At 59.4% G+C, this 12,593-nt stretch carries 13 protein-coding genes; 10 read left to right on the top strand and 3 right to left on the bottom strand.

Annotated elements, in window-relative coordinates; genetic code table 11:
* The first annotated feature begins 262 nt into the window (after positions 1-262).
* On the top strand, positions 263-1,528 hold the full coding sequence (locus tag FLQ03_RS01825; RefSeq protein ID WP_144373815.1) for an IS4 family transposase: 1,266 nt from the start codon (positions 263-265) through the stop codon (positions 1,526-1,528).
* A 255-nt stretch (positions 1,529-1,783) separates the two neighbouring features.
* Here the strand turns inward: FLQ03_RS01825 and FLQ03_RS01820 are convergent, their stop codons facing one another.
* On the bottom strand, positions 1,784-2,365 hold the full coding sequence (locus FLQ03_RS01820) for an undecaprenyl-diphosphatase (protein ID WP_144373814.1): 582 nt from the start codon (positions 2,363-2,365) through the stop codon (positions 1,784-1,786).
* A gap of 200 nt (positions 2,366-2,565) precedes the next feature.
* Between FLQ03_RS01820 and FLQ03_RS01815 the strand changes: the two genes are divergently transcribed.
* From FLQ03_RS01815 to cueR, 3 genes are all read left to right on the top strand, one after another.
* Positions 2,566-2,763: a heavy-metal-associated domain-containing protein gene (locus FLQ03_RS01815; protein WP_170252280.1), complete on the top strand. Its 198-nt coding sequence runs from the start codon at positions 2,566-2,568 to the stop codon at positions 2,761-2,763.
* Positions 2,764-2,918: 155 nt separating this feature from the next.
* Positions 2,919-5,309 (top strand): heavy metal translocating P-type ATPase, encoded by a 2,391-nt coding sequence (locus FLQ03_RS01810; protein ID WP_144373812.1) that lies wholly within the window; start codon positions 2,919-2,921, stop codon positions 5,307-5,309.
* Positions 5,310-5,371: 62 nt separating this feature from the next.
* A complete protein-coding gene (cueR, locus tag FLQ03_RS01805; protein ID WP_144373811.1) occupies positions 5,372-5,815 on the top strand; it encodes a Cu(I)-responsive transcriptional regulator in 444 nt (147 codons plus the stop codon).
* Here cueR and FLQ03_RS01800 read toward each other — a convergent pair.
* A complete protein-coding gene (locus FLQ03_RS01800) occupies positions 5,794-7,179 on the bottom strand; it encodes a heavy metal sensor histidine kinase (RefSeq protein WP_144373810.1) in 1,386 nt (461 codons plus the stop codon). The genes cueR and FLQ03_RS01800 overlap by 22 nt on opposite strands.
* Positions 7,176-7,862, bottom strand: a complete 687-nt coding sequence (locus FLQ03_RS01795; RefSeq protein WP_144373809.1) for a heavy metal response regulator transcription factor — start codon at positions 7,860-7,862, stop codon at positions 7,176-7,178. The genes FLQ03_RS01800 and FLQ03_RS01795 overlap by 4 nt, the downstream gene beginning before the upstream one ends.
* A gap of 266 nt (positions 7,863-8,128) precedes the next feature.
* On the opposite strand from FLQ03_RS01795, the gene FLQ03_RS01790 reads away from it, so the two are divergent.
* From FLQ03_RS01790 to FLQ03_RS01765, 6 genes are all read left to right on the top strand, one after another.
* A complete protein-coding gene (locus tag FLQ03_RS01790) occupies positions 8,129-8,401 on the top strand; it encodes a hypothetical protein (protein WP_144373808.1) in 273 nt (90 codons plus the stop codon).
* Between the two features lie 253 nt (positions 8,402-8,654).
* On the top strand, positions 8,655-9,740 hold the full coding sequence (locus FLQ03_RS01785) for a hypothetical protein (RefSeq protein ID WP_144373807.1): 1,086 nt from the start codon (positions 8,655-8,657) through the stop codon (positions 9,738-9,740).
* A gap of 11 nt (positions 9,741-9,751) precedes the next feature.
* Complete coding sequence (locus FLQ03_RS01780) at positions 9,752-11,146, top strand: multicopper oxidase family protein (RefSeq protein WP_144373806.1); 1,395 nt, start codon at positions 9,752-9,754, stop codon at positions 11,144-11,146.
* 23 nt (positions 11,147-11,169) lie between these two features.
* Positions 11,170-11,646, top strand: a complete 477-nt coding sequence (locus tag FLQ03_RS01775) for a cupredoxin domain-containing protein (RefSeq protein WP_144373805.1) — start codon at positions 11,170-11,172, stop codon at positions 11,644-11,646.
* Between the two features lie 61 nt (positions 11,647-11,707).
* Positions 11,708-12,037 carry a copper-binding protein gene (locus tag FLQ03_RS01770; RefSeq protein ID WP_144373804.1) on the top strand — a complete coding sequence of 110 codons (330 nt, stop codon included), beginning with the start codon at positions 11,708-11,710 and terminating at the stop codon, positions 12,035-12,037.
* Between the two features lie 59 nt (positions 12,038-12,096).
* A complete protein-coding gene (locus FLQ03_RS01765) occupies positions 12,097-12,591 on the top strand; it encodes a c-type cytochrome (protein WP_144373803.1) in 495 nt (164 codons plus the stop codon).
* Positions 12,592-12,593: the final 2 nt, after the last annotated feature.

Below are 12,593 nucleotides of genomic sequence, written 5' to 3'. Positions count from 1 at the left end.
GGGCTATCGCCGGTAGAGTACGAGAAGCAGTATTTCCAACAGCTCCGGAGTGTCTAGAGAAGCCGGGGCGATTCAAAGGCAAACCCCCGAACTACCGATCAGTTGACGCTGAGCGATTCGGGGGTCAGGTGACAATTCTTGCGGGACTGTCACAGGCATGTTGGCTTTTCTAGGACGGGCTGTCAAGCGCATTCTGCGCTTGCGCCCTCTCTCGCCCGTTTGAACCGCACAGCGGCGGGCAAAGCCCGGCCAGAGAAGCCCCATGTCTTGTCATGTTCAGTTGTTCCGCACTTTTGCGGAACACTTGCAATCCGATGAATTCCGGGAGGCCGCACGTCACCCGGAACGCCCCACAGCATTCACCCGAAAAGGTGGAAAGCTACCTCTACCTAGCTTGATCGCAATCATGATCAGCGGTATGCGCAAGAGTGTTCGTGCGGAACTTGACGAGTTCTTTGCCCATCTGCGGCAGCAATCCCAACTGGTTCATCACGTTTCTGAGCAGGCATTTGCACAGGCGCGCGCCAAGGTGTCCGGTGCGGCAATACCCTCTCTCAATGATTGGTTTATCCGACGCGTGGATGCAGCCGGGTTGATTCCTAGGTGGCGCGGTTTACGATTAGTGGCTGCAGATGGGTCAAAACTGCACTTTGGTATAAGGGAAAGCCACATACCACGTGCCGCCAGCACAGAACAGAACGCATTCGCGCTATTTCTGCCTGGTGTTGAAATGACGCTAGCTGCAACGCTTTACGATCGCCGCGTGGGTGAGCGTCAAATGCTGTTTGAGCACCTGGAAAAGCTGGGAGCAGATGATGTGCTCTTGCTTGATCGAGGCTACCCATCTCGGTGGCTAGTGGCCACGCTAAATCAAGCAGAAATCAAGTTTTGCATGCGTGTGGACCGAGCAGACAAGGGGGGCTTCGAATGCGTGCGTAAGTTTTTGCGTTCTGACGATGTAGAGGCCATTGTCACGCTGAACGCGCCGGATCAAAGCGATGTTGCTGATTACGGTTGCCCCGATATGCCGCAAGAAGTTCGCCTTGTCCGCAGTATTTCCCCTGATGGAAACACCACTCATGTGTTAATGACCAACTTGCTTGATTCCCAGGAATTTCCAGTGGCCGAGTTTAGTGAACTTTACCACCAACGATGGCGGATCGAAGAAGCCTTCAAACGGCTGAAGCATCGCCTGAATTTGGAACACGTGTCTGGGCTATCTCAACTAGCGGCGATGCAAGATTTTGCTGCCAAGGTGCTGTGCGACAATTTGCAAGCTTTGGCTTGCCTCGCTGCGGCAGCAGATAAACCGCTCCGAGCAGGGAGAAGAATTAATCACGGCTATGCTCATACGGCACTAAAGCAAGTACTGCCGCCCATCCTTCTGCTGGCTGCAAACGCGACTTTACTGCTCAAGGAGGTTTTTTTACTGATTGCCAGCAGCACCTATCTCCATCGAGATGGGTTATCTAAACCAAGAAAACCAAGGAACAAGCCACATAAGCACTTGAGCAATAAGCCGTGCTGAGATCGGCAGTGAGCATGCTCATCAGACAGCTATTGCCGCGAATCTGAATCAGTAGCTACCAAATGGTTTTCAACACAGCATCCAGCCGCACTATGCTGGCTCATCGGCCAAAGCGGTCCGTTAACATAGTGAAAAGCAGACCGGTTCACACAGAATTTCAGACATGCGATCTCTTCTGCCTCGGGAATATGCCTACAAAGGTTCTGGCGACTCAACTATTTCTTACGTTTGTCATGCGTGATCTTCGGAGCATACTTATCGCTTGATAGCCCGCCGATAACTCAGGTCATACAGTTTTTCCAAAACGGTGATGAGTTGAGCTCCGCTCTGATGCTGAAAGGCTCTCCACACCAACCAGGCACAGGGCAGTGCAACAATCAGTGCCCCGACGATATCGAGTGGGAAATGCACCCCTAGAAACACGCGGGACCAGCCGACCAAAGCTCCTGCTAGTAGTAGCCCGGTGCCCAGTTTGCGCAGGCCTGAAAACAGGATGCCGATGCCAAGGGTGAAAAATACCGTGGCGTGATCACTGGGAAAGGACGCCTCGGATTTGTGCGCCAGCAACGTATGGCCCAAGCCGATCATGAAAGGGCGAGGATGTGGCCATACCACAGTGATGATCTGCCCCACTAGCAGTGCCAGACCTACGCCGAAAGCAGCACTGACAGCTGCATGTCGTTCAACTCGCCCACCTCTGATCCACAGCCATACCAGTACCAGCGGAATACCGTAGATCAACCACTGCGCAAGAAACATTGCCATCGTCAGCAGGGCAGTCGAAGGATGGCTGCCAGCGTTGATCAGCATGAAAAGGTGATGGTTCCAGTTTTCCATGTACGTAGCCTCATGTTGTTCAAGGCTAGCTAGCCTCGGCGGAGGAGCAGACTAGCAGAACCCACCTTAAGTCCGCCTGAACAGGCATGCACGGGTGTTCAATGCAGGAATATCGCGGTGGATGTTGACCTTGCCATCATGGCAAGGTCCAGACTGCAATGACGGCCAAGGTTGGCCGCATTCCATGCAAAGGACGCACCATGTATACCCTGCAAGTAGACAATATCGGCTGCGGCAGCTGTGTCGCCAAGATCAACCAGGCACTGAAGGATCTGGATGCCCAAGCCATAGTGGATATCGACCGTACCAGTGGCCGGGCCAGCATCGATACCGACGAGGCGCTGCAGACCGTCTGCGAGCTGCTGACCGAGATGGGTTATCCGGCGCGGCTGGCGTAAGCGCTCCCGCCCCCGACATGCCCCTGCCTCCGCGGGGGCATGTTGCTTTTTGAGCGCTGCCTCCATTGATTTATTTTTTGTCAAAATAGGGCTTGACCTTCCAACGATGGGAAGGCCGATGCTGACTTCACAACCCCGATCAAGGAGTCCGCATCATGTCCCGTTTCACTTCTCCCGCTGCCAGCCAGACCCTGCGCTTTCCGGTGCTGGGTATGACCTGTGCCAGCTGTGTCTTGCGCGTGGAAAAGGCCCTGCACAAGGTGCCCGGCATTCATGCGGCCAACGTCAACCTGGCCACCGAATCGGTGACGCTGGAAACCGGCGCCGATTTCACCCTGACCGACGCCCACGCCGCCATCGAGCGCGCCGGCTATCAGGTCGGAGGCGATAGCGTGAACCTGAGCATCCAGGGGATGACCTGCGCCAGCTGTGTCAGCCGCGTGGAAAAAGCCCTGCTGGCCGTTCCCGGCGTCACGGCCGCCAGTGTCAACCTGGCCACCGAGACGGCCCGCGTCACCGTGCGCGGCGGCAGCGATAGCCAACTGCTGCTGGCGGCCGTGACCAAAGCCGGCTACCGGGCGAGCCTTCGCGAGGATGCCGCCTCCGCACCACGTCCCCATGCGACGCCATGGTGGCCGGTGGCGGTGGCGGCCCTGCTGTCGCTGCCGCTGGTGCTGCCGATGCTGGGCGGGCTGGTCGGCGAGCACTGGATGCTGCCGGCCTGGCTGCAGTTCCTGCTGGCCACCCCGGTGCAGTTCTGGCTGGGGGCACGCTTCTATCGCGCCGGCTGGAAGGCGCTGCAGGCCCGTAGCGGCAATATGGACCTGCTGGTGGCCATCGGCACCAGCGCGGCCTACGGGCTGTCGCTGTACCAGTGGTGGTTGCATGCCGGTCATGGTGGTGGCCATCTGTATTTCGAGGCATCGGCAGTGGTGATTACCCTGGTGCTGCTGGGTAAGTGGCTGGAGGCGCGCGCCAAGCAGCAGACCACGGCGGCGATCCGGGCGCTGCAGGCGCTGCGTCCGGCCACGGCTCGCGTGCGCCGCGATGGCGTCGATGTCGACCTGCCATTGCAGCAGGTGCAGCTGGGCGACCTGGTGGTGGTACGTCCGGGTGAACGTGTGGCCGTCGATGGGGTCATCGTCGAAGGCAGCAGCCAGCTGGACGAGTCCATGCTGACCGGCGAGAGCCTGCCGGTCAGCAAGCAGGCCGGGGACCAGGTGACTGGTGGCGCCATCAACCACGACGGCTTGCTGCTGGTGGAAACCCGGGCGCTGGGGGAAGACAGCACCCTGGCCCGCATCATCCGCATGGTGGAGGATGCCCAGGCCGGCAAGGCGCCGGTGCAGCGCCTGGTGGACCGGGTCAGCGCGGTGTTCGTGCCGGTGGTGCTGCTGATCGCCGTGCTGACGCTGGCCGGCTGGTGGTGGTTCAGCGGGGACGTCGAACAGGCGATACTCAATGCCGTCGCCGTGCTGGTGATCGCCTGTCCCTGTGCGCTGGGCCTGGCGACGCCGACCGCCATCATGGCCGGCACCGGCGTGGCCGCCCGGCACGGCATCCTGATCAAGGATGCGGAGGCACTGGAGCTGGCACACGGCGTGCTGGTCGTCGCCTTCGACAAGACCGGCACCCTGACCGAGGGCAAGCCCAGGCTGATGCATGCCGTTGCGGCCAACGGTGACGAGCAAACATTGCTGCAACTGGCCGCCAGCCTGCAGCAGGGCAGCGAGCACCCGCTGGCGCAGGCGGTGCTCAATGCGGTGACCACGCCCGCGCCAGGCAAGCTGTCCGGACTGCAGGCGCTGCCCGGCCGTGGCCTGCGTGGCGACATCGATGGCATCGGCTACCTGCTGGGTAACCAGCGGCTGATGCAGGAGCAGGGCATCGAGCTGTCTTCGCTGCGCAGCGATCAGCAACAACAGGAATTGCTGGGGCGCACCGTGTCCTGGCTGGCGCGTGCCGGCGACGGCAAACTGCTGGGCATGCTGTCCTTCGGCGACAGCGTCAAGCCGGCCGCTGCGACCGCCATCGACCAGTTGCATACGCTGGGTATCCGCAGCGTGATGATCTCCGGCGACAACCGGGCGGCCGCGCGCCAGGTGGCGGACGCGCTGGGCATCGACGAGGTGATTGCCGAGGTGTTGCCCGGCGACAAGGCCGGCCACATTGCCCGGCTGCGTCAGGACGGCCGCCGTGTCGCCATGGTGGGGGACGGGGTCAACGATGCGCCGGCACTGGCCGCGGCCGATGTCGGCATGGCGATGGGTACCGGCACCGATGTCGCCATGCAGGCGGCCGGGGTGACGCTGATGCGTGGCGACCCCACGCTGGTGGCGCAGGCGATTGCCATCTCCCGTCTGACTTACGGCAAGATCCGGCAGAACCTGTTCTGGGCATTTATCTTTAACCTGGTGGGCATTCCGTTGGCGGCACTGGGCATGCTCAGCCCCATCGTCGCCGGGGCGGCCATGGCGCTGTCCAGCGTCAGCGTGGTCTCCAATGCGCTGCTGCTGCGCCGCTGGCGACCGGCCAAACAGCATTGAGCCGGGGCGGGCCGCATGGCCCGCCTGTGTCATACCCTTGGTCATAAAAAAAGGAGTGAAACATGAATATCGGTCAGGCCGCCGCGGCCAGCGGCGTTTCCGCCAAGATGGTCCGGCACTACGAAAGCATCGGCCTGATCGCGCCCGGGCAGCGCACCCAGTCCGGTTACCGCCAGTACAGCGAGCGGGAGGTGCACCTGCTGCGCTTTATCCGCCAGGCGCGCAGCCTGGGTTTTCCGCTGGAGCAGATCCGCATCCTGCTGTCGCTATGGCAGGACACCGGGCGCGCCAGTGCCGATGTAAAAAGGTTGGCCGCAAGCCACATCGCCGAGCTGGACGAGCGTATCCGGGCACTCAGTGACATGCGAGACACGCTGCAGACCCTGGCCAATGCCTGCAGCGGGGATAGCCGCCCCGACTGCCCCATCCTGCACGGTCTGGCCGAAGGGCATGGCGGGCAGTGTGCTCACCACGCGGCTACGGATCAGCCCGCAAGCGGCGGCTGAGCAGGAAACCACAGCGTGAAGCAGGTGGCGTCATCGACCGAGGTGACGCTGATGCGGCCGCCGTGCACTTCGACAATGGAGCGGGTAATGGCCAGTCCCAGCCCGGCGCCATCCGACTCGCCCGCCACGCGGGCGGGGTCGGCGCGGTAGAAGCGGTCGAACAGCCGGGGCAGCTGCTCCGCCGGGATGGCGGGGCCGGGGTTGCAGATACTGACGGCGGTCATATTGCCGTCCTGCTGCAGGCTGATGCTGACCACGCCGCCTGTCGGCGTATGGCGCAGCGCGTTGGACAGCAGGTTGCTGAGCGCGCGGCGCAGCATCAGCCGGTCACCCAGCATCCGTCCGTGCCCCGTCTGCTGCAGGCGGATGGCTTTCTCTTCCGCCAGCGCATCGTAGAACTCCAGCAGCGCCGCCACCTCGTCCTCGATGGCAATCTGCTCCCGGCTGGGCAGCACCAGCCCGTGCTCGGCCTTGGCCAGGAACAGCATGTCCGATACCGTGCGCGCCAGCCGCTGGAACTCCTCGGCATTGGAGGCCAGGATGTCGCGGTATTCGTCGGCGGAGCGCGGTTGGGCGATGGCGACCTGCGTTTCGGTCAGCAGGTTGCTGATCGGCGTGCGCAGCTCGTGCGCGAGGTCGGAGGAGAACTCCGACAGCTTGCGGAAATCTGCCTGCAGCCGGCGCAGCATGGCGTTCAGCGATTCGGCCAGATCGGCCATTTCCGGTGGCACCGACGCCACCGGCATCTGGGTGTCCAGCTGCTGCCCGGTAATGGCCTGCGCCCGGGCCTTCATCGCCCGCAGCGGTGCCAGGCCGTTGTGCGCCACCCACCAGGCCAGCACGCCGCCCAGCAGTGCCGACAGCAGGATGTAGACCGCCAGTGACCGGCCTATCATCTGCATGAAGTGCTCGTGCCGGCCGGTGTCGATCGCCGCGCAGATGGTCAGCTCGGTGCGGCCACCGTCGGCCAGCCGGCCGCTGCTGCACATGCCGTGATAGTTGGCCCCGGCATGCCGCCAGCTCACCATCTGCCGGTTCGCGGCCGCATCGACGGCGGGGAAGTGGAACGCCGCCGGCGATCGGGAGGCGTAGACCGGGTAGCCCAGCCGCTGCAATTGCACGTACAGGTCGCGGTGATTGTGCACCACGTCGTCCAGCCGCTCGGCCAGCGTGGCGATATCGGGCGAAGTGCTCATCACCTCCCGGATCAGTCCGAGCTTGTCGCGCAGGTCGTCGGCATCCTGTTCGGCAAAGTGCCGGTCCATCATCACGCCGACCAGCACGCCCAGCCCGGCCAGCAGCAGCACGGAAACCAGCGCGTAGAGCAGGGTCAGTCGTGCCGTCAGGGAAAGGCGCTGCCTCATGCGTCCGGCTCCGGCACTTCCAGCACGTAGCCCATGCCGCGCACGGTGTGGATGAGCTTGGGTTCGAAGTCGTCGTCGACCTTGGCGCGCAGGCGGCGCATGGCCACGTCGATTACATTGGTGTCGCTATCGAAGTTCATGTCCCATACCTGCGAGGCAATCAGCGAACGCGGCAGCACCTCGCCCTGGCGGCGCATCAGCAGCTCCAGCAGACCAAATTCCTTGGCGGTCAGTGTGATACGTCTTCCATCACGACTAACACGGCGGCGTAACAGATCCAACTCTAAGTCGGCGACCTGCAAGGTTGTAACCTCCGCCGTTCCTCGTCCGCGGCGCAAGATAATACGTACCCGAGCCAACAGCTCGGCAAAGGAGAACGGTTTGACCAGGTAGTCATCTGCTCCCAGCTCCAGTCCCTTCACCCTATCTTCAACTTGATCGCGCGCAGTTAGGAATAGCACCGGCATGGTTTTCTGCTGCCGGCGCAGTTGGGTAAGAACCTGCCAGCCATCCATGCTGGGTAGCATCACGTCCAAGATCAATAGGTCATGGTTGCCTTCCATCGCGAGGTGCAGTCCATCCAGCCCATCGTGGGCCAAGTCCGCGGTAAAGCCCGCCTCACTCAATCCAAGACGCAGGTATTCACCTGTCTTAACTTCATCTTCAACGATCAAAATTTTCATGACGCACACTCCTTCTGCACCCTTGTAGTTTGCCATCGCCAGCCTCGTTATGCGGCAGATGACAGATTTGTAATCTGCACGTCAGCTTTCTGTTTGCTTTGTTCATCCAGAATGATGACAACAAAGCCTGACAAAGCAATGTTCTGTCCAAATTACGCAGAAACACTATCAGGCAATAAAAAACTACGTCACACGCATAAACAAAAATGGGGTTGCCCTATAACCTATTTGCCGAATTTATTAATAATTTTCAAAAGGATTGAGCCATGAAAAAACAGCTAATGCTTGCGTCTATCTTTGCGCTGCTGACCGGTATCACCCAAGCAGGGGTAATTGCACAAAGTGAAATCGGAGATGTTCGCTACATCGCCAAGCGTGAGACCGGTGATGCCCGCTATATCGCCAAGCGTGAAACCGGTGATGCGTCTTACATTGCCAAGCGTGAGACCGGTGATGCGCCTTATATCGCCAAGCGAGAGACCGGTGATGCCCGCTATATCGCCAAGCGTGAAACCGGCGATGCGCGTTACATCGCATAAAACGACATGCAATCAAGAGGGCCATACATTACAGCCTTCTTGGTTGCTTCACTTAGTCGTGCTGTCCAGCTAGCTTTCAGAGCCTTGATGTGAATGGTGCCATGTTTGCACTAAGGCAGTCGGCTAAGATGACAAATTTGTAATCTAGTTGTCAGGTTCCTGTTCCTATTGGCAAGACAGTATTGCAATACATATTTCATAACCTAAACTTTGATCACAGCAAAATGGCGGAGAAAGGGAAGGAGTCAGGTACATGAACAAAAAGATAGTATTTGCAAGTCATTTATTTTTGCTGGCTAGTTTTGCTCAGGCGCAACAAACGCCTGACTCCGACTGGCGTCGAGCCAATCAACAAGTGGCAGAGTTCCCTAGGGGGCATGCAGATGTACTGAAGTGGGAGCAAGCAAACCCAATTGCAACTGATGTGAGTGACAACAAACCAGCCTCTCTGTCGTTAAAGAGTATTGATGATGCGGTGTACCTTGCATGGCAAGCGCATCCTGATCTGGCTAAACCACTCTCCCAATTGGGGCGGACGGAAACGGGGTTGATTGCAAGCGGACAATGGCAAGCAGTATCTCTTTCGAAGTTACGCAAGATCGATGATGTCGATGAAGTCATTGGTATTGCGCATGCCACGCGTAAATCCGTCTTGGCCGCGATTGCTGTTGAACAAAGCTTGCCCGCCCAGAAAGAAGCTATGCAGGCCGATGAAGCCGGGGCAGAGCTTAGCGCCCGGCTTGCCCAGGCGGGTAACTGGAGCAAACTGCGTGATGCCCAGCAGCAACTATCCCGTCTTGCTTCTCTACAGCAATGGCAGCGCAGTCAGTACGCCTCCCTGCAAAGCCGTGCTGCAGTTCTCAAATCCTTGCAGCAGTGGAACCGTAGTACGCCACAGACATTAGCCTTACCCGCAGCCCTGCCTCCCTTGCCAGCAAGCATTCAATCCGAGCAGGAGGTACAAGCTCGTCTGAATAATGTGGCAGCCACTCTGTCGCGAGGTGAGCAAATTGCAATGCGTGCCAATGCCGAACTGGCATACAGCGCTTATCGCACAGCCTATACCCTGGCCAAGGATAGTCAGCAGCAGGTTCTTAAACTGAGACAGTTCATCTACGACGAAACCGTACTGCGCTACAACGGCATGCTTATGAATACGTGGGAGTTACTGGCAGAGTCTCGTGCCCGTGCATTAGCCCAGGTAGATGCGATCAATGCCTTGCGGGACTTTTGGTTGGCGGAAGCCGATTTGCAATTAGTGATGCTGGGGCATGTTCCGGAAAGTTTTGTTTCTCTGGCAGCAGGTGGCGGCGATAGCCCTGCCGCTGCTGGCCACTGAAAGGGTAATCCATGAATATCGATCAATCCCGTCGCCAATTCGTTGCCGGTGCCGCCACCGCGGTCGTCGGAGCCACCGTGGCTCGTTCGGCGCTGGCAGCCTTGCCGGAACCGGTGATCCAGACCTCGGTGGAAACGGCACCGCCGCTGATCCCGAATACCGGCCGCCCATACAACCCGGTGGTCACCCTGAACGGCTGGACCTTGCCGTGGCGCATGAACAACGGCGTCAAGGAATTCCATCTGGTAGCCGAACCGGTGGAGCGCGAGATGGCGCCGGGCTTTACTGCACAACTGTGGGGTTACAACGGCCAGAGCCCGGGTCCGACCATCGAGGTGGTGGAAGGCGACCGCGTGCGCATCTTCGTCACCAACAAGCTGCCGGAACATACCAGTATCCACTGGCATGGCCAGCGCCTGCCCAGTGGCATGGATGGTGTTTCCGGTCTGACCCAGCGCAGCATCAAGCCCGGCAAAACCTTCGTTTATGAATTCATGGCGCGTCGTCCTGGCACCTTCATGTATCACCCACATGCCGACGAAATGGTGCAGATGGCGATGGGTATGCACGGCTTCTGGGTAACCCACCCCAAGGGAAAGCACCCACTGATTGATGAGGTGGATCGTGACTTCTGCTTCCTGCTCAACGCCTTCGACGTGGAGCCTGGCAGCAAGACGCCCAAGGTCAACACCATGACCGATTTCAACATCTGGGCCTGGAACAGCCGCATCTTCCCGGGTATCGACTCGCTGAATGTGCGGTTGAACGACAAGGTGCGCATCCGGGTCGGCAACCTGACCATGACCAACCACCCGATCCACCTGCATGGTCATGAGTTTCTGGTCACCGGTACCGATGGCGGCCCAACACCGAAATCCACCCGCTGGCACGAGGTCACCACCGATGTGGCGGTCGGCCAGATGCGACAGCTGGAGTTCATTGCTGACGAAGAAGGCGACTGGGCGATTCATTGCCATAAGAGCCACCACACCATGAATGCCATGGGCCACGATGTGCCGACCATGATCGGCGTCGATCACCGTGGTCTGGTGCAGAAGATCCAGAAAGTAGCACCAGACTACATGCTGATGGGTGAGCGTGGCATGGCTGACATGGGTGAAATGGAAATGCCGATCCCCGACAACACCGCACCGATGATGACCGGGCAGGGACCTTTCGGCCCACTGGAAATGGGTGGCATGTTCAGCGTGCTGAAGGTGCGCAAGGACCAGCCCGCCGGTAACTACAAGGATCCGGGTTGGTACCAGCATCCAGCTGGTACCGTCGCATACGAGTACAGCGGTGACCTGCCGACTGCGCCGCGCCAGCAAGCTGCGGCCAACCCGACTGCTACCACGACCACGGTCAAAGCCAAAAAACCGGGGATGACCCCTGGACAGCATTAACCACACCACCAGGAAAGCGCAGCATGAAAACCACCCACCACCTTCTCGCTATTACCCTGCTAACTAGCTTGGGCATTACCTCGGCCTTTGCCGGTGGCACCCACGCCGGCGGCCATGAAGAATCCGCTATTGGCCTACCGGGCAAGGCTACCAACGTCAACCGCACCATTCAGGTAGACATGTCCGACAACATGCGTTTCTCCGCGCCGCTGATCACGGTGAAGCAAGGCGAAACCATCCGCTTCATGGTGAAAAACCTGGGCAAGGTGAAACACGAGTTCAGTCTGGGCACTGAAAAAGAATTGCTGGAACACTACGAGCAGATGAAGAAATTTCCGGACATGGAGCACGACGAGCCCAGCAAGGTATCGCTGGCTCCAGGCGCCAAGGGCGAGGTGATCTGGCAGTTTTCCAAAGCCGGCACTGTTAACTTCGCCTGCCTGCACCCGGGCCACTACGAGGCCGGCATGAAGGGGCAGATCAAGGTTGCCAAAAAATAACGCCGCACCGTGGCTGGCCTGATGGCTAGCCACCGTTTTCATTCTTCAGGAGCATGACACGATGACTATCCGCACACTGATTCTCGCCACCGCCATGGGGTTGACCGCCCTGAGCCCCTTTGCCCAAGCCACTCAGACGCCGGTTGCTACCACCAGTAGCAATATGGCGATGCTGACCGATGGTGAGGTCCGCAAGATCGACCCATCCGCCGGCAAGATCACCATCAAGCACGGTCCAATCGTACATATGGACATGCCTGGCATGACCATGGTGTTTACCGCCAAGGACAAGGCACTACTGGATCAGGTCAAGGTCGGTGACAAAATCCGTTTCATGGTCAGCCATGAAGATGGCAAGATGCTGGTCACCGATATTCAGCCCGCCAACTGACCATCATGGCCAGCTGAAACCTGGCCATGATCCATCCACTTTTTTGTCGACCGTGAAGCATGCCGTCACTCAATCGCAGACGAAACATCATTGTTGCCACCGCCGTAGCCGGCCTGTTTGCCGCAGGCTTGGGGTTTTATTGGTATACCGCCACGACCCCCGGGCCGACATCGCTCACGCTGCGTCCGGACGATGCCGCCCTGATTGTGCGCGGCCAGCAGGTTTACCTGGCCAATTGCGCCAGCTGCCACGGTAGCAAGCTGGAAGGGCAAGCCCACTGGCGCGAACGTAATGCACAGGGCATGTTGCCGGCGCCGCCCCACAACGAAACCGGGCATACCTGGCACCACCCGGACGACATGCTGTTTGCCATCACCAAATACGGTATTGCCAAGGTGGCCAAAATGCCGGATTACCAATCCGCCATGCCAGTTTACGAGGGCAAACTGAGTGATGCCGACATTGTCGCCGCGCTGTCGTGGATAAAAAGCCAATGGCCAGCCGAGATACGCGCCCAGCAAGATGCGGTAAACCTGCGGGCCAAGAAAAACTGATT

The sequence above is a fragment of the Vogesella urethralis genome, from assembly GCF_007644045.2.
GTDB classification, from domain to species: domain Bacteria; phylum Pseudomonadota; class Gammaproteobacteria; order Burkholderiales; family Chromobacteriaceae; genus Vogesella; species Vogesella urethralis.
The sequence above is the reverse complement of the archived record's forward strand: the minus strand, read 5'-3'. Positions and strand labels throughout refer to the sequence as shown.

Coding starts and splice junctions, on each gene's coding strand:
- FLQ03_RS01785 (WP_144373807.1), top strand. CDS start 8,655: ATGAACAAAAAGATAGTATTTGCAAGTCATTTATTTTTGCTGGCTAGT.
- FLQ03_RS01810 (WP_144373812.1), top strand. CDS start 2,919: ATGTCCCGTTTCACTTCTCCCGCTGCCAGCCAGACCCTGCGCTTTCCG.
- FLQ03_RS01765 (WP_144373803.1), top strand. CDS start 12,097: ATGCCGTCACTCAATCGCAGACGAAACATCATTGTTGCCACCGCCGTA.
- FLQ03_RS01815 (WP_170252280.1), top strand. CDS start 2,566: ATGTATACCCTGCAAGTAGACAATATCGGCTGCGGCAGCTGTGTCGCC.
- FLQ03_RS01770 (WP_144373804.1), top strand. CDS start 11,708: ATGACTATCCGCACACTGATTCTCGCCACCGCCATGGGGTTGACCGCC.
- FLQ03_RS01790 (WP_144373808.1), top strand. CDS start 8,129: ATGAAAAAACAGCTAATGCTTGCGTCTATCTTTGCGCTGCTGACCGGT.
- FLQ03_RS01820 (WP_144373814.1), bottom strand. CDS start 2,365: ATGGAAAACTGGAACCATCACCTTTTCATGCTGATCAACGCTGGCAGC.
- FLQ03_RS01825 (WP_144373815.1), top strand. CDS start 263: ATGTCTTGTCATGTTCAGTTGTTCCGCACTTTTGCGGAACACTTGCAA.
- FLQ03_RS01780 (WP_144373806.1), top strand. CDS start 9,752: ATGAATATCGATCAATCCCGTCGCCAATTCGTTGCCGGTGCCGCCACC.
- FLQ03_RS01775 (WP_144373805.1), top strand. CDS start 11,170: ATGAAAACCACCCACCACCTTCTCGCTATTACCCTGCTAACTAGCTTG.
- FLQ03_RS01800 (WP_144373810.1), bottom strand. CDS start 7,179: ATGAGGCAGCGCCTTTCCCTGACGGCACGACTGACCCTGCTCTACGCG.
- cueR (WP_144373811.1), top strand. CDS start 5,372: ATGAATATCGGTCAGGCCGCCGCGGCCAGCGGCGTTTCCGCCAAGATG.
- FLQ03_RS01795 (WP_144373809.1), bottom strand. CDS start 7,862: ATGAAAATTTTGATCGTTGAAGATGAAGTTAAGACAGGTGAATACCTG.